Raw genomic sequence first — 19505 nt, forward strand, 5'->3', positions numbered from 1 at the left:
ATTTTTAGAAACTATAACTTGTTATTCCAATATCATTAATCCCTATAAAGAGCTTGTTATTGATTAATAAAGAGCTCCGTACATCTCCTTTTATATTTAATCCCGATTTAACTTGAGAAACAGTTTTAAATTCGCCTTTTCCATTTCCTTTTAAAAGTAATCCATAATTAGCATCCGATTTACCCAACCTGAGTTTACTATGGCTATTATTTCCTAGTAAAAGGATGTCCTCAAAGCCATCTTTATCAAAATCTGTAACATTTATTGAAAAAACGGGTGCATACTGAGCTTCCAAAGGTACATTAGCCATTTTATATTTACCATCTGCCTGACTTAAAAATACGGTAGTCGACATATAATCCGCTTTAAAATGACTCGCCGTTTTTAGTTCTGACTCAGGAAATAGTTTATCTAAACCAACTTCAGAAAAGCTAGCATAGGTGGTGAAATCTGAACGAAACTTCGACAATTGATTAAGCAATTCGTCCCTCGTGATATAAGGATAACTTTTCCCTTGAATATAAAAACAAAACAGCGGATCCACTATTCCATTAGAATCGAAGTCTTTTGCATAAAGCTCTAATGGCTCTGCTTTACTCGCTTTAAACTGCGTATTTAATCCTTCGTTTCCCACCACTAAATCTGGATGACCATCACCATTTAAGTCTTTAATAGTTATGGTATTCCACCAGCCCAAAAGCTCCTGATCAAAAAACTTATTGCTGATATCTGTCAGTGTTCCCTTATTATTCTTATAAACTTTTATGCCCATCCACTCCCCTACCACAATCATTTCGAAAGACTTATCGCCATCCAAATCTGCCCATTTCACTTCTTTTACCAAGCCTACCTTCCCAAGACCCCTTATAGCTTGCTTATTTAAGCCTCCTTTGCCATTATTTATCAAAAAGTAACTTTCCGAAACTTCAGGATATCTTCCTGGCAATATACCTCCACCTACAAAAACATCTACCAGCCCATCACCATTGATATCTTCTTTTGCTAAACAAGATGTGGCCGTGTTTTCTAAAGACAATTTCACCTTAGAGAAACTCCCTTTTCCATCATTGAGATATAGCCTGTCGGCCAATAAGGCGTCGACTGCTCCCAGCTGATGATACCCCCCGCTCGCCACATAAAGGTCTTTAAACCCATCTGCATTTACATCCAAGAAAAGGGCGTCTGTATCTTCATACATTTTATCAATTTCAAGACCCAGATTTGAAACTTTAGAAAAACCACCATTATTATTTTGAATAAAAAGAGCAGCACTTTGACCTACTGATCCGCCAATAAAGACATCATCTAAACCATCATTATTGACATCTTCTTTGATCATGAAAGGTCCATTAAAAGATTGCTCATGAATCAAAAGCGGTTGACGGTCAAAATCCCTATATTTTGGAGCTTGGTGTGTAATGTTTAGAGGAGAAGATATTTGGCTAAAAAGTGGTACGGTAATAGTTTTTTCCTTTTCTTTTTTTTGTGCATTCTTAAAATCCACTTTAAGCGTCTGATTGGCCATCACGTTTAACAATTCTTCCACTTCTCCGGTTGGCCAAGCAATGGTAAGCCTATCTATTTTATCCGTTTTCCCTAATCCTAAATTTAAGATGGGAGATACCGACGAAAGGTAACCTCTCCCGATATACTGTTCCAAAATCATTTTATTTTGACCTATTTCTGCGGTAAGCTTTGCCCCAATCCCCAAAGTGTTTTTATCAGAACCCTTCAGCTTTACTTTTAAGTAATTATTGGTAGCATCGTTTCTAAAAACAAAAGCGGCTTTATTGATATTATTAACCACAAGATCCAAGTCGCCATCATTATCTAAATCTACATAAACAGCCCCATTACTATTTGACGCCTCAGCCAAGCCCCAATTCTTGGTCACGTTTTCAAAACCGTTACCATTTTTATTTTTAAAAATGTAATTACCTACATTTGATGATGGCATATGAGATATAATTTCCAATACATCATCTCTCACTAATCTCCCTTTTTCCTTCACAAAATCGTCCATGTATTTGATGAAGTCCAGATTGGTATAATCTCTAAAATACCCATTACTTACAAAGAGGTCTTTCCAACCATCATTATCATAATCTGCTAGAAGTGCCGACCAACTCCAATCTGTATTAGAGATACCAGCAAGCTGACCTACCTCAGAAAACGTACCGTTCCCATTATTGACCTGCAGCATATTTCGCATGTACTGGTAATGAAACCCACTGCGTACGTTGAGGTCAAATTTGTTAAAATTGTCTGGTGCTAAAAGAAGTTTTTGACGTCTATTATCTTCCGGGAGCATATCTAACGTGAAGATATCCACCAAGCCATCGTTATTGATATCGGCCATGTCATTACCCATTGAAAACTGACTGGTATGCCCTATGCTATTGTCTATTTCATTTTTAAATTTGCCGTTCTTTTGATTGATATAGATGTAATCTGGAACAGAATAATCATTAGACACATAAAAATCTGGCCAGCCATCCTGATTAAAGTCAGAAATACCTAAACCTAAGCCATAGCTTAAAGCAGAACCATTTATACCCGAGCCTTTCGTTTCATCTTTATAAAACCCCTCTTGGTTCATAAAATATCTCAGTCCCATTTCAGGGTCGTCTGTCCGCATAAATTCGGCCGTACTGGCTTCATTAAGAATCGGTAAGTTTTTGGGGTTATGATTCAACAAAAGCATATCTAAATCTCCATCTAAATCTGCATCGAAAAAGTACGCTTGATTACTAAAACCAGGGCTGTTTAAACCATATTTAGCGGCTTCTTCTTTGAATATAGGAATACCACTGTCATTATTGCCTTGGTTAACAAAGAGCTCATTCACTCTTTTTTGTGGAGGCAATGCCCCAGAATAACAAAGGTATATATCAAGTAAACCGTCTGCATTTATGTCTACCATGGTTGCACCTGTTTTCCAAGGACCCGGTCTTCCACCTGCCCCAGCTATTTTTGTGACATCCTGAAAATTAAAATCTCCATTATTTAAATAGAGTTTATTGTCAGATAAATTAGCTGTAAAGTATAAATCTTCTCTGCCGTCGCCATTGAAGTCACCTGTGGCCACACCAGCTCCGTTATAGAAGTATTCATACATTAAAATGTTGGTATTGAGGCCTTCCGTTAGGGTATTCTGGAAGTTCAAATTAGTTTTAGTTGGATATAGTAGGGTAAATAATGTTCCTTCCTTTTCTTCTTCCTCAGGGCTTGAAGAAGTGCAAGAAACGAGCATAAAAATGCCTAAGAAAAGCGTAAGTAAGTCTAGCTTAAGGTGTTTTTTCATGTATATATAAATGTAAAAAAAATCTATCCCAATTTAGGGATAGATTTTTTCAATTCGGTTTAAATAGATTCAATTACTCAAAACCTGGATTTTGAACCAAGTTTGCATTTCTATTTATTTCGTTTCTATTGATTGGCAAATAGTACATTTTATCTGCCCACTGTCTATTTTCTTTTCCTTCATCCATATTAATTACAGTATATGAGTAATTATATATGGTAGGGTCATATTTATAGACACCAATAGTTTTACCTGGCTTAAGCGTACCTACGATATTGATACCATTGGCCTTTCTTCCTAAAGTTTCTTTAGCAATCATCCATCTTCTGGCGTCATGATAACGCTGCTCTTCAAAAGCCATCTCTATTCTTCTCTCTTGTCTGTAAAGTTTCATTAAAGCATCTCCTGTGGCAGAAATAGCAGGCATACCTACTCTAAAACGAACTTTATTTATCCACTTAATAGCCTCTGCATCTTCACCTAACTCAATACAAGCTTCTGCATAGTTTAAAACAGCTTCTGTGTATCTCAAGACTGGCCAAGGAATTTCCTGCCATGTATTTTGATCTACAAAATCAGCAGCAGGCTCTGTGAATTTTCTGATATAATAACCTGTGTAGCTACCATTCCAATCTTCAATAGGACCATTTCTAGTATCTAAACCAAAATGTGTATCTCCGCTTGGAAGCTCATACTGTCCTGTCTGAATCTGACCTAATGGATCTCTAGGCTGGTTTGCAGATGCTCTTGGTTTCCACTGTGCTCCATCATAAAGAATAGATGCATAAAATCTTGGGTCACGATTTTCATAAGGTTTTGCAGCATGCTCTGCTTTTTTCCAATCAAATGAAGAACCATCCATCATTTGATAATCATCTACTAATAAAGAAACGGGGGTGTTACCTGCCCAGTTATTATAACCGTTTGGTCCGTTGAAAAGTCCTTGACGCCCTCCCCCTTCTCTTTTAGCAGCAATGAAATATCTACCTAAGATTAGCTCACTTTCTCCGCCATTCCTTGACAAAGAATTGTTCATGTAGTTTTCTTTTCCTTTCGCCGCAGAAACAGGCTCAGAGTAATTCAACAAGCTTCCAGTTCCTTTGTCCAATACTGCCTTTGCAGCAGCTTTGGCGGCCTGCCATCTGGTTTGTTGGCTTCCAGAAGTATAACCCAATAAGTCTTTCTTAGAAAAGCCAGAAATTACAGATGACTTGGCAGATGCCTTTGGTATATCATGTAAATCACTGGCAGCATAAAGTAAAACTCTCGATTTTAAAGCTAAAGCGGCTAATTCTGTTGATCTTCCTGTAGCTGGATTTTTGCCGGCCAATAAAGTAGCGGCATCATCTAAATCTTTAACAATGAAGTTCACACAATCCTCGTAGCTGTCTCTTGTTACCAAGAAATCATCATCAGATAAGCCATAACTTTTAGCGATAATAGGAAACCCACCATAATAACGAAGCAACTGCTGATAATAATAGGCACGAAGAAATTTAGCCTCGCCCATTAAGCGATCCACTAATCCTCCTGAATTATCAATTTGAGGCTCAGTCAACTGCTCAATAGCCACATTAGCTGCCCTGATATAGGTAAACATATTTCCCCATTCATAGGTGTTATTTGTCCAACCCGGATCAGCCGAATTAGATCTTGACTCCGTAACAGTGGTGATTCCTCTACCTGGGTGCGTAAACATGGTCTCATCTGTTAAAGAAGCTAACATTTGCTCATCAAAACCACCGTTTCCAATACCTCTATAGATATTAGTAACCGCTGCTTCTGCCAATGCCGCATCTGTCCAAACGGATGCTTCTGAAACCTCACCGAGTGGTTGTGTGTTCACAAAGTCATCACTACAGCCTGTTACTGAGAATAATGAAATGAGAATTGGTAATAATATATATTTCGTTTTTTTCATTTGTCCTTAATTAAAATGTAATAGAAACGCCAGTATTTAATACTCTAGCTTGTGGGTAATACTGACCGTTAGTAGACGCAGATTCTGGGTCTAACACTTTTAGCTTGTTCATGATGTCAAACAAGTTCAATCCATTAGCATAAATTCTAAAGTTGCTTAGGCCTATTTTTGAGCTCAAAGCAGCTGGTAAAGTATATCCTACTTCAAAGTTCTTTAAACGGATATAATCTGCTTTTCTGAACCAGTAAGTATTTCCACCTGAGAAATACTGATCACTTCTGTTGGCAATTCTTGGATCTACACTACTTGGATTATCTACGGTCCATCTGTTCTGGTAAATATCTAAGAAGTAGTTACCAATATTTCCAGACTCACCAGCACTGATGTATTGTCTAGCACCGAAAGCACCTTGAATCAATACAGATAAGTCAAATGCTTTATAAGAAACAGATAGGTTAGCACCACCTTGGAAAAGGGGAATGTTATTGAAGTCCATTCTCACTTGATCATCTGGCGTAATCTTACCATCTCCATCGTAATCTTTATACTTCATATCACCAGGTCGAAGCGTATTAACCAAGGCTGAATAATCTAGCTGGTTGCCATCAATTTCTGCTTGGTCTTTAAATACACCATCATACTGATACACTATGAAAGTATTGATAGGTCTACCTGTAGATTTTTGCCAATCTGGTGCTCCAGCTGCTTCATCCCAGAAAAGAATCTTATTCTTAGCATAGCCACCATTTACACTTACTTCATATTTGACATCACCAGAACGACCTCTATAACCTAAATTAAAGTCAAATCCTTTATTGGCAACTTCACCAATGTTTTCAGCTGGCAAGGACAATCCTGTACTTTGAGGTACGGAAGCATTCTTTTTCCAAAGGATATTGGTTCTCTTATTATAAAATAAATCTAGTTCGAAGAATAATGAGCTCTTAAAAAGATCTCCTTCAAGACCAATGTTGGCGTTATTAGCCACCTCCCAAGTAATAGCTGGGTTAGGAACTCGCGTTTCAAACAACGTTTTGGTTTCTGAGTTATTAATAATGTAACTGTTAAAACCATAAGTAGACAAGAACTGATACTCTTGTAGAACGCCAAAGTATTCAATATTATCATTCCCCATTTGTCCCCAAGAACCTCTCAATTTCAAGAAGCTAATGGCAGGAATATTTTTAATAAAGCTTTCTTCAGACATCACCCAACCCGCCAAGAATCCAGGAAAAAACCCAAATCTTGTCTGCTCTGGGAAGATATAAGAACCGTCATTTCTCCAAAGAAACTCAGCTAAATACTTCTCTTTATAATTATAGGCTATTCTACCAAAATAATTTAAACGTGCTTTCTCAAAAGCACCACCGCCATTATTCTTCTCTAAGTCACCACCAGCAAAAATTTGGTCAATGGCTGGCGAAAGGAAATATCTTCTATAAGCATTAAAGTTATCTCCCTCAATGGTCTCTCTGTTAACCCCCGCTAATATAGTAGCAGAATGCTCGCCCCATTTCTTCTCATAAGTACCAATTCCTCCTAATAAGATATTAAGCTGATTTGAATTACTTTGAGACAAGTTAGGCTCGGCAGGTCCTCTTTTATTAGGAACCAACACTGGCGTCACACCATCAGCTTCAAAACCATTTCCTTTTTCATATAAGGTCCAAGGTATTTGCCATCTTTTTGTTGTTGTTATAGACTTATCAATGGCCGCAGTACCTGTAAACTTAAGACCTTCAACGCCCGGAATTCTAATGTTTAAAGAGCCGTTAGTTTGAATATAGTCTCTTCTGTCTCTATCATAACCCGTCAAATCTGTGGTAACAACCACTGGGTTTTGACCGTTCTCTATATCTGGACCTGGCTTACCATTTGGCCAAAATGCTGGCTGATTTGGCTTACCTCTCATTGACATTCTAAAGATAGCATTGGCAGACTCTGTAGGATAATGTCTATATTCTTCACGAAGAGCCGCTCCAATTTGTAAATCAACATACTTATTAATATTGGCATCCAAATTAATTCTCATGTTGTACTGCTCGTAACCTGTCGCAGAGTTTTTATAATAGGCATCCTGCTTCTGATAACCAAGAGATGTCATGTATTTCACATTCTCTCCACCACCTATAAGCTGAATGTTATGCTTCGACTGTGGAGACCATTTTTTCAATGTTTCACCATACCAATCGGTATCTGGATGTCCCCATGGGTCAGAACCATTAGAATAAAGCTCCATATCTTCCGGAGAATAAGGTGCAGTACGGTCACCATAAGCACCCGTAGCTTTGTAGGCATCGTTTGCAGCTTGCCATTGAGAAGTAGGAAGCTCATACACACTTAAATCATTGAGCATCTCTGCGTATTGTCTGGCATTGGCTAAGTCTGGCACCTTTGTAGGTTGCGAAAAACCTTGGTTAAACTGATAAGATAAAGCAGGCTTACCGTCTTTACCTCTTTTAGTTGTTACCAGGATAACGCCATTGGCAGCTCTAGCTCCATAAATGGCCGCTGAAGCATCTTTAAGTACAGAAATGCTTTCGATGTCGTTTGGATTTAAACGCTCAAATCCACCTGCTCTGTCTGGAATACCATCAATGACCACTAAGGCACTGTTGTTTCCTAAAGTATTGGAACCACGAATCCTGATTTGAGAACCATCTGCACCAGGCTCACCGCTTCTGTTCACAGCCACGACACCTGGTATTCTACCAGCAATAGAGTTGGAAACATTGACAGCAGGCGATTTAATCAAGTCTTCTCCTTTTACAGAAGCCACAGCCCCAACCACGGTCTCTTTCTTTTGGGTACCATAACCTACCACAATAACCTCATCTAAATGAGAAGCGTCAGGCTCTAAAGAAAGATTGATTTTTGTTTGGTTACCAACCACAATTTCTTGCGTTCTGTAACCAATAAAAGAAAACACCAGTACAGATTTGGAATCCGAGGCTTCGAATTTGAAATTACCTTCCAAATCAGTAGATGTCCCTCTGGTGGTTCCTTTTTCAATAACGGTAACGCCGGGAAGGCCTTCACCATTTTCGTCGGTTATTTTTCCAGTAACGCTTTGAGCAGCATTAACCTGAAACACAATCAATAGAAGGCATAGAACAGAAAATAAATTCTTGAGGGTTGAACTTTTACAAGAATGCATTACAAGTCCTCTACCTACTTTAAATAAAGTAGTTTTTTTTGTCATATCAACAAATGTTTAGAGTGTATTTATTGTCTTGTAGGCCCTCTTAAGTAGTAATAGGTGCCACAAAGATAGTAAGATTTCAATATAAAAGAAGACTTTTTACATACAGGTGTAAGCTAATGAGATACCTATCTAGTTTCCATACAGATAGCACCTTTAATATTTATATGTTGATAAAATTCACTTATAATTGCGGTTGTAATGAGTTAATAGTTACTCTTACTCGCTAACTCTACCTGTATACGTAAGCCTATTTGTCTTTATTTTTCAATTCGTTCTCAAAAGCCCTTAAAACAATATTCATGAAATATTTAAGTATTCTTTCACTGCTCTTTCTTTTCCTAACTGCTTGCCAAAATGAAGAACCTAAAGAGGAATGGGTATCTCTTTTTAATGGTAAAAATCTAGACGGATGGGACATTAAAATATCTGGTCATGAACTCAACGACAACTATAAAAACACTTTTATTGTAGAAGACAGCATCATTAAAGTTAATTATGCTGAATATGATACTTTCACGCATGAATTTGGGCACCTATACTACCATGTACCTTATTCAAAGTATAGATTAAGAATGCAATACAGGATTTTTGGAGAGCTAACACCCGGTAGCCCATTTTATGCTGAGGCCAACAGCGGCGTAATGCTTCATGCCCAATCTGCCGCTAGCCAGCAATTGAATCAAGACTTTCCTGCATCTATAGAAATGCAGTTCCTCTCAAGAATAGATAGCAACGATAGAGCCACAGGTAATCTGGCATCACCTGGAACACATGTAGTACGTGACAACAAACTTTATACGGACCATATGATGTATTCCAGTGGTAGAACATTTGAAGATCAATGGGTCAGTGTGGAAGCCATAGTGTTAGGAGATTCCATAGTTCATCATGTGGTAGAAGGAGATACGGTACTGACCTACTATAAACCTCAAATTGGCGGTTGGGAATTGGACGAAACCGACCGATGGTTAAAGGACAAAACATGGGCTAAAAAAATGGCTGGGACTCTTTTAAAGGAAGGTTATATAGCACTTCAAGCAGAAGGTCATCCAGTCTGGTTTAGAAATATAGAAATATTAGATCTATCGAAACCTGCTAAAAGTAATGGTTCAAAGTAATTTGTGAAGTACATTTGCCCTCAGAAGAGCGTATGAAAGAGATATTGGCACTTTTGGGAAAAGAATTCACTTTGGAATGGCGGAACAAATATGCCTTTAATGGCATGATTCTGTACTTAGTTTCCACTGTTTTCATCTGTTATCTTAGTTTCAGAATAAAGTCAAACTCCTTAACACCACCGGTTTGGAACACACTTTTTTGGATAATCATTTTATTTACGGCCATTAATGCTATTTCTAAGAGCTTTGCTCAGGAACATAAGAATAGACACCCTTACTACTACTCTTTAGCAAACCCAGAATCCATCATTCTTTCCAAACTTATTTATAATTTCCTTTTGATGCTTCTCTTGGCATTTATGGGCTTCGGAATTTATACTTTATTTTTAGAAAATCCGGTACAAGACCTACCTTTGTACTTACTCTCTTTGGTTCTTGGAGCATTGGGCTTTTCTGGTGTTTTAACTTTGGTGGCGGGAATTGCCTCAAAAGCAGAAAATTCAGGCTCCCTTATGGCACTTTTAAGCTTCCCTATTATCATACCGATGCTTTTAATGCTGATGAGGCTTTCCAAAAACGCGATGGACGGCTTGGCTTTTTTTGTAAGCAAAGATGAAATTTTCACTTTGGCAGGAATAGACGCTATAGTGATAGCGTTAAGTTATATACTCTTCCCTTTTCTATGGAAGAGCTAAATTGTTTTTTAGACTTAAGAAATTTGTAATAATACTCATATGACGTTTAAAAATACTTGGTGGAAAATCCTAGGATCCGTAATACTGGTTTATGTTTCAGTGGCTGGATTAACTGGTGTAGTTCCCCGCCTACCCATCCTCAACGAAACCATTAGAAATACCTATTTCCATGTACCGCTCTGGTTTGCCATGATGACCTTAATGACCGTTTCTATGGTTAAATCATTTCAATATCTATTTAAAGGAGATATTAATTTTGACCATGCTGCTTTGGCACATGCTAATGTGGCGTTCGTTTTCGGAATTCTTGGTTTCCTTACAGGTGCCGTATGGGGTTACTTTACTTGGGGTTCTGCATTACCTATAGATCCAAAACTAATAGCCGTAGAAATAGGTATGCTTATTTATGCAGCATATTTTATCCTTCGTGGGTCTTTTGAAGACGAGCAGAAAAAAGCGAGACTTTCAGCGGTTTATAACATTTTTGCCTTTGCCGCATTTATGCCCTTAGTCTGGATTTTACCTAGAGTTACAGATTCATTGCATCCCGGAAACGGAGGGAACCCCGCTTTTGGAAAATTTGACATGGATAACGACATGAGAATCGTTTTCTATCCCGCTATCATTGGTTGGATATTAATTGGTTTATGGATAAGCAATTTGAAATATAGAATACAAAAATTAGAATACGCTAAACAAGATAAATAGATGTTATTATCAATATTATTAAGCTTAATGCTTCAGCAAGACGTGGAAATGGCCGACCAACTTCGTTCAGACGGAAAGTTTTGGGTGGTTATAGCAGTAGTTGCCGTGGTTACTATTGGAATTATGGTGTACTTATTTATGTTAGATAAGAAAGTTAGAAAACTAGAAGAGCAAGCTAAAACGAATTAGTAGATATGAAAAAATCACATATTATAGCATTGGGTGTCATTGCTGTTGCCATTGTCATGATTATCTCCACTGTAGGAGATGCTAGTACTTATTCAGACTTTAATGAGGCCAAGATAATGGCCGAAGAAGGCTCAAGTGGTTCTGTACATGTGGTGGGAGAACTAAAAAAAGACCAGGCTGGAAATATTCAAGGCATGAAATATGAGCCTTCTATAGACCCAAACAAGTTTGAGTTTATGATGGTAGACTCTATGAATTTCGAATCTAGGGTGGTTTATCTTAAAGCCAAACCTCAAGACATGGAGCGTTCTGAAAAGGTAGTAGTGGTCGGAAAAATGAATATTGAAAAGAACTACTTCTTAGCAGAACAGATTCTTCTTAAGTGCCCTTCAAAGTATAATAATGGGGATATGGATTCAAATCAACAAACAGCAATTCTTCGCTAATCATCTTCAATGACGGAAGAAAATATCAAGGAAATATCTCAATTAGCCATCCAAGATGTTTTTGAACAACTTATAGTTGGCCATTTACCTTTTGCCATTTGGCGTATGCCAAATGCCGAAAACGTTTATAACTGTGTAATTTCTACAAATAAAGAAGCCGTTTGGCGTAAAATTGATTTAGAAGAACTAGGCTCAGGCTTCGCTTTTGCTCCGTTTAATTACGCTGATTCTAACAAATCTTTGTTTATCCAAAACGACCTGTCTTTTAGTTTTTCTAGTTTTGATGATGCCTTAAGTCAGGAAGCGGAAGATGCCTTAGCATCCTATATTGACATCCATATAGGTGCTAAACCAAAGAAAAAACCACAAAACGCATTCCGCTTTATTCTGGATGAAAATACGGACGAAAAGAACAGATTTATTCAAAATGTAGCTAAAGCCATTAAAACGATTAAGGAAGGTTTTTTCGACAAAGTGGTGCTTTCTAGACAAAAAGAAATAGCTAGAACTGAAGATTTTTCGCCTATAAAACATTTCATTAAACTTAGTCAGAAGTATAGTAGCGTTTTTTGTTCTCTTACTTATTTGCCCTGGCAAAATGAGATCTGGATGGGTGCCACGCCAGAAAGCTTAGTAGAACAAGACGAAAGCGGCATTTTTAGAACTATGGCTCTTGCCGGAACCCAATCTTCAACCGATACCGATGGTCAGGAAATTTTAACCGCTGATGCACTTTGGCGACAAAAAGAAATAGAAGAACAGGCGTTTGTATGCCGATATATTATCAATTGTTTAAAGAAAATAAGAGTTAGAGAATTCACAGAAATTGGCCCTAAAACCATTAAAGCAGGCAATCTACTCCACCTTCAAACCGCTTTTGAAATAGACACCAAAGCCATAGAGTTCCCACAGCTTGGCTCGGTGATGATTGACCTGCTTCATCCCACATCGGCCATTTGCGGAATGCCAAGAGAAGCTGCTCATACTTTCATACTGGAGACTGAAGATTATAATAGATCTTTTTACAGCGGCTTTTTAGGCCCTGTAAACATCCAAAATAAAACCAATCTTTTCGTAAATCTTCGAACACTCAAGGCCTCATCTGATAAAATCACCCTGTATGCAGGTTGTGGAATCACTGGCGATTCTAACCCTGAAAAAGAGTGGAAAGAAACCGAATTTAAGCTGAAAACAGTTATCGCCTAAGGGGATAATTGTGCTATAAAGTGACAAAATCCCTTTTTTTTTGTATCATTATGAAAGAAATAAGGCACGGATTTTGATTATTTCATAACACACTATAAATGAGAGTAATAAATAAATTCACTATACCTAAACCCGAAGAAATACATCAAATATATCGCCTAAAAAAAGGGTTTGAAAAATATTTGGCATGGTTCATGTGAAAGTGTTGGTATCCAACTTACTTATTTACTCAATAAATGACTTACGATGCAAAAACTTTCCTTAAATCAATCTTTACAGCAGCGACTTTCTCCGCAGCAGATTCAGTTTATAAAGCTCTTGCAAATTCCTACAGCAGAGTTAGATCAAAGAATTGAAGAAGAGTTAGAAATCAATCCAGCCCTTGAAGAAGGAATGGAATTTCAGGAAAAAACTAAAGAAGAAGAATACGGGTCTTCGGACGAATATGATTCTGACGAGTATAGTTCTGAATATGATGAATATGGTGATGACTTCACAGATTACGAAAGCTTGAATTATCAAGAAAAAGTAGATGTGTCGGATTACCTGAACAAGGACGAATATGCAGGTTATAAGATGCAAAGTGATACATGGGATGAAGATAGAGAAAGCATGCCGGTTATTGCGATGGATACTTTGACGGAGACCTTAAATCAGCAGCTTGGATTTCTTAAGTTAGATGAAAAACAAACCGCTATTGGTTTACAATTAATAGGAAGTATTGAGGATGACGGCTACATCAGAAGACCCATCAGATCTATCTGTAACGATTTAGCCTTTGGTCAGAACCTTTATGTGTCTGAAGAAGAAGTTATCAATGTATTACACAAAGTTCAGTTATTTGAACCAGCGGGTATTGGCTCTAGGACATTACAAGAGTGCCTTCTACTCCAGATTGAGCGTTTAAATTGTCAAACGGTAGCATGTGTAAATGCAAAGAAAATTTTAGAAAGCTATTTCGATGAGTTTACAAAAAAGCATTTTGATACGATTCAAAAGAAGCTCGACACGGACCACGACACCTTAAAGGATGCCATTGCTCTTATTACAAGATTAAATCCTAAGCCAGGAAGTGTTGGAGCTTCCGGAGCCACCGCCACCTATCTGATGCCAGACTTTATAGTTACGCAAGAGAATGGCAAACTAGACATAATTCTAAATTCTAAAAATGCTCCAGAACTAAGAGTAAGCAGATCTTTTTCAGATATGCTAGACACTTATGACAAAAGCGACAAAAAAAATAAGCAAATAAAAGAAACGGTCACTTTTGTAAAACAAAAGTTAGATGCCGCCAAATGGTTTATTGATGCCATAGTGCAGCGTCAACAAACGCTTTTAAGAACCATGGAGGCCATTGTAAAATATCAGCAAGAGTTCTTTTGGGAAGGCGATGAAAGCAAACTAAAACCAATGATTCTTAAGGACATTGCAGAGAAAATTGATATGGATATTTCTACCGTTTCTAGGGTAGCAAATAGTAAAGCGGTTCAAACAGACTTTGGAATTTATCCCTTAAAATACTTTTTCTCTGAAGGTATCTCTACAGAATCTGGCGAAGATGCGTCTAGCAGAGAAGTTAAAAACATACTGAAAGAGCTAATAGACTCTGAGCCAAAACACGCACCTCTTTCTGACGACAAGTTAGAAAAGCAGCTAAAAAAACGTGGGTATCAAATTGCCAGAAGAACAGTGGCGAAATACCGTGAGCAACTGAACATTCCAGTAGCTAGACTTAGAAAACAATTATAAAATTTAGGCTTTAATAGTTAATTCTGATGCTATATTTGCAGAAATACAAGCATCAGAATTTTTACTTTTTGTGAGCAAAAAACTGGCTAATTTCTTTTCCTACGCATTTCATCCTGGCATTATGCCTGCGGTCTTACTGGCTATATTATACTTTTTCACGCCGTATATAGTCGGAATAGATGGCACCTCACCCAAAGCCAAAATCATTTTATTAGGTTTTGTTTTTGCATACACTTTTTTGTTTCCCTCATTACTCATTTTTTGGCTTTATAAAAGAGGTGTTGTAAAAAGCATTAAACTAGAGCATTTATCGGACAGAAGAATCCCCTATTTATTCTCTATAGCTAGCTCTGGCTTTTTAAGCTACTTTCTATTTCAAAAAGGCCCACAGTTAGAGGCCACGGGAATTATCATTGGTTTTATAACGCTGGTTATCATATTGGTGGCTTTAATAAGTCTCAAATGGCAAATTAGTGCACATTCTGCCGGAATTGGTGGTGTTTTGGGAGCATTATTGATGCTCAAAATTAGATATGACGAAAATCTACTCACCATACCTTTTCTTATCGCTCTTTTAGCAGCTGGGCTTATCATGTCTGCAAGACTGAGATTAAACGCTCACACCTTACTACAAGTTATTGCGGGCTTATTTATTGGATTATTTATTAGTATTATTGGCTCTATATTTATTTAGATATGCATATTAAAATAGGAACAAGAGGAAGTAAACTAGCCTTGTGGCAGGCATATCATGTGGAAAACAAACTGAAGGCTGCTGGTGCCACCACAGAGGTCATCATCATACATACTAAAGGTGATAAAATTCAAGATAGATCTCTATCAAAAATTGGTAGCAAAGGAGTTTTCACAGAAGAATTAGAAGAGCAGCTACTCGATGGGAGTATTGATATCGCAGTACATAGTGCTAAAGATTTACAATCCGACATTGGTGAAAATTTCAATATCATAGCTTTCTTAGAAAGAGAAAAAGTAAACGATGTGTTGGCTAGCCATAAGAAGTTAAGCCTATCCGACGAAATAGTGATTGGCACTTCCAGTACAAGGAGAATTGCGATGTTAAGAGCATTTTATCCTAAAGCCTCTATTGTAGACATGCGTGGGAATCTGCAAACCAGAATAGCAAAAATGGAAAGTGGAGCATGCGATGCCCTACTGCTAGCCTATGCAGGCGTGCATAGAATGGAATACCATGACATCATCCAAGAAGTAATTGACAATAAAACCTTTACGCCAGCGGTTGGGCAAGGTTCTGTGGCTATTGAGTCAGCCAATAATTTAGATAAAAGCAAACAGGAATTCGTTAAAGAAGCCTGCAATCATTCTGATACAGCCACCTGTTTACGAACAGAGAGAGCCTTCCTTAAAACCATGAATGGTGGATGCTCTATTCCTGTTTTTGGCCTAGCTACATTAACGGCAGACCAAGAGATTCAACTCAATGCCGGTATTATAAGCCTAGACGGGAAAGAGGTTTTGAGAATAACTGAAAAAGGTAAAAATCCAGAAGAGCTAGGCGAAAAGGTAGGTATGGAGCTTTTAAATAATGGGGGAAAAGAAATTTTAGAACAGATTAGAAGAGAAATAGATAAATCATGAAGCACGTTTTAAGTATTCTTTTAACCATGTGTTTTTTAAGCACAATGGGTCAAAAAGTAAGTAAGAAAGACTATCTGGTAACCATGGAAACTAGCAAAGGAACCATGCAAATCATCCTTTTTGATGAGACACCATTACATAAAGCCAACTTTATCAAATTGGCAGAAGATGGTGTTTATAATGGCACAGTATTCCATCGGGTTATTAACGAATTCATGATTCAAGGTGGTGACCCTAGCTCTAAAAATGCAGAAAGAGGAACGAGACTAGGAAGTGGTGGTGAGGAATATGCTAAAATTCCATATGAATTTACGCCAGAACACATACATACTAAAGGTGCTTTAGCGGCTGCTAGATCAAACAATCCAAAAAAAGAATCTTCAGGTACTCAGTTTTATATAGTTACTGGAAAAAAATACTCCGCAGAGCAAATAACTATGATGGAGTCTAGCATGGCATCTAAAGAAGAAGGTAGAGAACCACTTAAGTATACAGACGAACAGAAAAAAACATACCAGGAACTAGGCGGAACGCCATTTTTAGATAATAATTATACTGTTTTTGGTACAGTGATATCAGGAATAGCAATTGCGGAAGATATAGAAAAAGTGGATAAAGACAGGGCAGACAGACCTACAGATAATGTTTCTATGAAGCTTGCCGTTAAAAAGATGAGAAAGAAAAAGATCACTAAACTTTACGGCTACCAATTTCAGTAAAACACACTAAAAACATGAAAAAAGTTCTTATTACAGGTTCTAATGGTCTTTTAGGCCAAAAACTAGTTTCTCTATTAATTGAAGAGGGTAAATCAGACGTGATTGCCACTGCCAGAGGCGAAAATCGTCTTCCTTTTACAGATGGTTACACTTTCTGTACCATGGATATCACCAAGCAAGAAAACGTAAACAGCGTAATAACCGAACAACAGCCAGATGTTATAATTCATACCGCTGCCATGACCAACGTGGATCAATGTGAGGCAGAGAAAGAAGACTGCTGGGCTCAAAACGTAACGGCAGTAGAATATCTGGTAAATGCCTGTGAAAAGAATAATACTTTTTTACTTCATCTTTCTACCGACTTTATTTTTGATGGCTCCGACGGACCTTATGACGAAAAAGCTGCGGCCAACCCTATTAGTTTTTATGGTTGGAGCAAATTAGCGGCAGAGCATCTTATCACAAATTCTAATATAAAATGGGCCATTGCCCGAACAGTTTTGGTTTATGGCATTGCTCATGATATGAGCAGGTCTAACATTATTCTTTGGGTTAAAAAATCTATAGAAGATGGTAAAACCATTAACGTAGTAAATGACCAATGGAGAACTCCTACCCTTGCAGAAGATTTGGCAAAAGGCTGTGCTCTTATTGCAGAGAAAGAAGCAGAAGGCATTTTCAACATTTCGGGTAAAGATTTACTAAACCCTTACGAAATGGCCATCATGACGGCAGATTTCTTTAAGCTAGATAAATCTTTTATTAAAGAAGCCACCGCAGCCACATTCTCTCAGCCTGCCAAAAGACCGCCTCGTACTGGTTTCAATATCGACAAAGCAGTGAATGACTTAGGCTACGATCCTGTTTCTTTTGAAGAAGGCATAGCATTTTTGGCTAAGCAAATTGGCTAAAATTCGGCTTTGGAAGATTAAACCTTACCGAAGCCTTATATTTGCTTTTTTCGAATATCATTATTTAGAATATTTAGTAAAAGCTTCATGACCAGATTAAAAGGATTTATTGCTTTTCTATTTTTATTGGTTAGTTTTCTAGCCCGTGGCCAGTACACGCACGAAGATTCCCTAAAAGGCAGTATTACCCCTGAGCGTGCATGGTGGGATTTAAAATACTACGACCTATCGGTCAATGTAGACATAGAAAATCAGTATTTCAAAGGCCAGAATACCATCTATTATCAAGCCATAGATAAGGGTCAAACGCTACAGATTGACCTACAGGCTCCTATGACCATTACCGCGGTTCGACAGTCGGATTTGGCAGTAGAAATCACCAAAGATGGAGAGAACACTTATCTCATTAAGCTAGCCGAACCTCAGGTGAAAGGACAAATGGGAGCTATTACGGTTTACTTTGAGGGTAAACCAAAAATAGCACCAAAAGCCCCTTGGGATGGTGGTGTAACCTGGAAAAAAGATAGTCATGGAAGACCTTTTGTAGCTACAGCAAACCAGGGGATTGGAGCCAGCGTTTGGTGGCCATGTAAAGATCACATGGCAGACGAAGTAGACAGCATGCAGATAAGCGTGACGGTACCAGACGGACTTTGGGATGTTTCTAATGGCAGACTAAGAGCCATGAAACTTAATGAAGACGGCAGTAGGACCTGCACTTGGTTTGTCAACAATCCCATCAATAATTATGGTGTCAACATTAACATAGCCGACTATGTGAGTTGGAAAGATGTTTATCAAGGAGAAAAAGGTCCCTTAGATGTATCATTTTATGTTTTACCAGAAAACCTTGAGAAAGCCAAACGGCATTTCAAAGATGCATACAGAACGTTGGAGGCTTTTGAGCACTGGTTTGGCCCCTACCCTTTTTATGAAGATGGCTATAAATTAGTGGAAGTGCCCTATTTAGGAATGGAGCATCAAAGCTCGGTCACCTATGGAAACGGATACAAAAATGGATACAAAGGGACAGACCTCTCTGGTACGGGATGGGGACTAAAATGGGATTTTATCATTGTCCATGAAAGCGGACATGAGTGGTTTGCCAACAACATCACTGATAAAGACAAAGCAGACATGTGGATTCATGAAAGCTTTACCAATTATGCCGAAAATCTTTTTGTGGAATATTTCTATGGCAAAGAAGCTGGTGCCGAATATGTGATTGGTACCAGAGCAAGAATTCAAAACGATACGCCCATCATTTCAGATTATTATGTCAATACCTCTGGCTCTTCAGATATGTATTATAAAGGTGGAAATATGCTGCATTCTTTACGTCAATGGATAAACAATGACGAATTATGGAGAGATATTTTAAGAGGTTTGAATAAAGATTTCTATCACCAGACGGTAACTACCGCACAGATAGAAAATTACATTGCCGAGAAAGCCAACTTGAATTTAGAGCCTTTCTTTACACAATACCTGAGAACCATATTGGTACCAACATTAGAAGTAAATAGGAAAGGGAAAAAGCTACGATATCGCTATACCAATACGGTTAAGGGGTTTGAAATGCCTTTACGTGTTTCCATTGACAATAGAAAAAACGAAGACATTACTCCTACGGATAAATGGAAGAAGATAAAAGGGAAATACCTTCAAGTAAATCCTGATTATTACATATTTACCAAAAAGATATAAATAAAAA

15 protein-coding genes are annotated in these 19505 nt (G+C 37.8%); 12 read left to right on the forward strand and 3 right to left on the reverse strand.

Translation table 11 applies throughout. From position 1 onward, the window contains the following. Positions 1-4: 4 nt before the first annotated feature. The 3 genes from ACTBZY_RS08420 to ACTBZY_RS08430 form a co-directional block, all read right to left on the reverse strand. Positions 5-3304 (reverse strand): VCBS repeat-containing protein, encoded by a 3300-nt coding sequence (locus ACTBZY_RS08420; protein ID WP_463045887.1) that lies wholly within the window; start codon positions 3302-3304, stop codon positions 5-7. Between the two features lie 73 nt (positions 3305-3377). Then, on the reverse strand, positions 3378-5225 hold the full coding sequence (locus ACTBZY_RS08425; RefSeq protein ID WP_463045888.1) for a RagB/SusD family nutrient uptake outer membrane protein: 1848 nt from the start codon (positions 5223-5225) through the stop codon (positions 3378-3380). Positions 5226-5235: 10 nt separating this feature from the next. Next, entirely contained in the window at positions 5236-8382 is a 3147-nt protein-coding gene (locus ACTBZY_RS08430) for a SusC/RagA family TonB-linked outer membrane protein (protein ID WP_463045947.1), read from the reverse strand. 347 nt (positions 8383-8729) lie between these two features. Here ACTBZY_RS08430 and ACTBZY_RS08435 point away from each other — a divergent pair, with 347 nt between their 5' ends. The 12 genes from ACTBZY_RS08435 to ACTBZY_RS08490 all read left to right on the forward strand — a co-directional run bounded on the left by ACTBZY_RS08435 (position 8730) and on the right by ACTBZY_RS08490 (position 19498). Next, the gene (locus tag ACTBZY_RS08435; protein ID WP_463045889.1) at positions 8730-9548 is read left to right on the forward strand and encodes a 3-keto-disaccharide hydrolase; all 819 of its coding nucleotides are present in this window, start codon (positions 8730-8732) and stop codon (positions 9546-9548) included. Positions 9549-9580: 32 nt separating this feature from the next. Continuing rightward, positions 9581-10243 (forward strand): heme exporter protein CcmB, encoded by a 663-nt coding sequence (locus ACTBZY_RS08440; protein WP_463045890.1) that lies wholly within the window; start codon positions 9581-9583, stop codon positions 10241-10243. A gap of 39 nt (positions 10244-10282) precedes the next feature. Continuing rightward, positions 10283-10951 carry a cytochrome c biogenesis protein CcsA gene (ccsA, locus tag ACTBZY_RS08445; protein ID WP_463045891.1) on the forward strand — a complete coding sequence of 223 codons (669 nt, stop codon included), beginning with the start codon at positions 10283-10285 and terminating at the stop codon, positions 10949-10951. Beyond that, positions 10952-11140, forward strand: coding sequence for a CcmD family protein (locus ACTBZY_RS08450; protein WP_463045892.1), 189 nt, complete (start codon positions 10952-10954; stop codon positions 11138-11140). Between the two features lie 5 nt (positions 11141-11145). Then, positions 11146-11586 carry a cytochrome c maturation protein CcmE domain-containing protein gene (locus ACTBZY_RS08455; protein WP_463045893.1) on the forward strand — a complete coding sequence of 147 codons (441 nt, stop codon included), beginning with the start codon at positions 11146-11148 and terminating at the stop codon, positions 11584-11586. A gap of 9 nt (positions 11587-11595) precedes the next feature. Next, positions 11596-12792, forward strand: coding sequence for a chorismate-binding protein (locus ACTBZY_RS08460; protein WP_463045894.1), 1197 nt, complete (start codon positions 11596-11598; stop codon positions 12790-12792). A gap of 246 nt (positions 12793-13038) precedes the next feature. Beyond that, the gene (rpoN, locus tag ACTBZY_RS08465) at positions 13039-14541 is read left to right on the forward strand and encodes an RNA polymerase factor sigma-54 (RefSeq protein ID WP_463045895.1); all 1503 of its coding nucleotides are present in this window, start codon (positions 13039-13041) and stop codon (positions 14539-14541) included. 70 nt (positions 14542-14611) lie between these two features. Next, on the forward strand, positions 14612-15235 hold the full coding sequence (locus tag ACTBZY_RS08470) for a phosphatase PAP2 family protein (protein ID WP_463045896.1): 624 nt from the start codon (positions 14612-14614) through the stop codon (positions 15233-15235). Positions 15236-15237: 2 nt separating this feature from the next. After that, positions 15238-16158, forward strand: a complete 921-nt coding sequence (gene hemC / locus ACTBZY_RS08475; protein WP_463045897.1) for a hydroxymethylbilane synthase — start codon at positions 15238-15240, stop codon at positions 16156-16158. Continuing rightward, the gene (locus tag ACTBZY_RS08480; RefSeq protein ID WP_463045898.1) at positions 16155-16877 is read left to right on the forward strand and encodes a peptidylprolyl isomerase; all 723 of its coding nucleotides are present in this window, start codon (positions 16155-16157) and stop codon (positions 16875-16877) included. Before hemC ends, ACTBZY_RS08480 begins: the two co-directional genes overlap by 4 nt. A gap of 14 nt (positions 16878-16891) precedes the next feature. Next, on the forward strand, positions 16892-17791 hold the full coding sequence (locus ACTBZY_RS08485; protein ID WP_463045899.1) for an SDR family oxidoreductase: 900 nt from the start codon (positions 16892-16894) through the stop codon (positions 17789-17791). Between the two features lie 87 nt (positions 17792-17878). Then, entirely contained in the window at positions 17879-19498 is a 1620-nt protein-coding gene (locus ACTBZY_RS08490) for a M1 family metallopeptidase (RefSeq protein ID WP_463045900.1), read from the forward strand. Positions 19499-19505: the final 7 nt, after the last annotated feature.

The sequence above is a fragment of the Arcticibacterium sp. genome (assembly GCF_055134445.1).

Coding starts and splice junctions, on each gene's coding strand:
- ACTBZY_RS08420 (WP_463045887.1), bottom strand. CDS start 3,304: ATGAAAAAACACCTTAAGCTAGACTTACTTACGCTTTTCTTAGGCATT.
- ACTBZY_RS08425 (WP_463045888.1), bottom strand. CDS start 5,225: ATGAAAAAAACGAAATATATATTATTACCAATTCTCATTTCATTATTC.
- ACTBZY_RS08430 (WP_463045947.1), bottom strand. CDS start 8,382: ATGCATTCTTGTAAAAGTTCAACCCTCAAGAATTTATTTTCTGTTCTA.
- ACTBZY_RS08435 (WP_463045889.1), top strand. CDS start 8,730: ATGAAATATTTAAGTATTCTTTCACTGCTCTTTCTTTTCCTAACTGCT.
- ACTBZY_RS08440 (WP_463045890.1), top strand. CDS start 9,581: ATGAAAGAGATATTGGCACTTTTGGGAAAAGAATTCACTTTGGAATGG.
- ccsA (WP_463045891.1), top strand. CDS start 10,283: ATGACGTTTAAAAATACTTGGTGGAAAATCCTAGGATCCGTAATACTG.
- ACTBZY_RS08450 (WP_463045892.1), top strand. CDS start 10,952: ATGTTATTATCAATATTATTAAGCTTAATGCTTCAGCAAGACGTGGAA.
- ACTBZY_RS08455 (WP_463045893.1), top strand. CDS start 11,146: ATGAAAAAATCACATATTATAGCATTGGGTGTCATTGCTGTTGCCATT.
- ACTBZY_RS08460 (WP_463045894.1), top strand. CDS start 11,596: ATGACGGAAGAAAATATCAAGGAAATATCTCAATTAGCCATCCAAGAT.
- rpoN (WP_463045895.1), top strand. CDS start 13,039: ATGCAAAAACTTTCCTTAAATCAATCTTTACAGCAGCGACTTTCTCCG.
- hemC (WP_463045897.1), top strand. CDS start 15,238: ATGCATATTAAAATAGGAACAAGAGGAAGTAAACTAGCCTTGTGGCAG.
- ACTBZY_RS08480 (WP_463045898.1), top strand. CDS start 16,155: ATGAAGCACGTTTTAAGTATTCTTTTAACCATGTGTTTTTTAAGCACA.
- ACTBZY_RS08485 (WP_463045899.1), top strand. CDS start 16,892: ATGAAAAAAGTTCTTATTACAGGTTCTAATGGTCTTTTAGGCCAAAAA.
- ACTBZY_RS08490 (WP_463045900.1), top strand. CDS start 17,879: ATGACCAGATTAAAAGGATTTATTGCTTTTCTATTTTTATTGGTTAGT.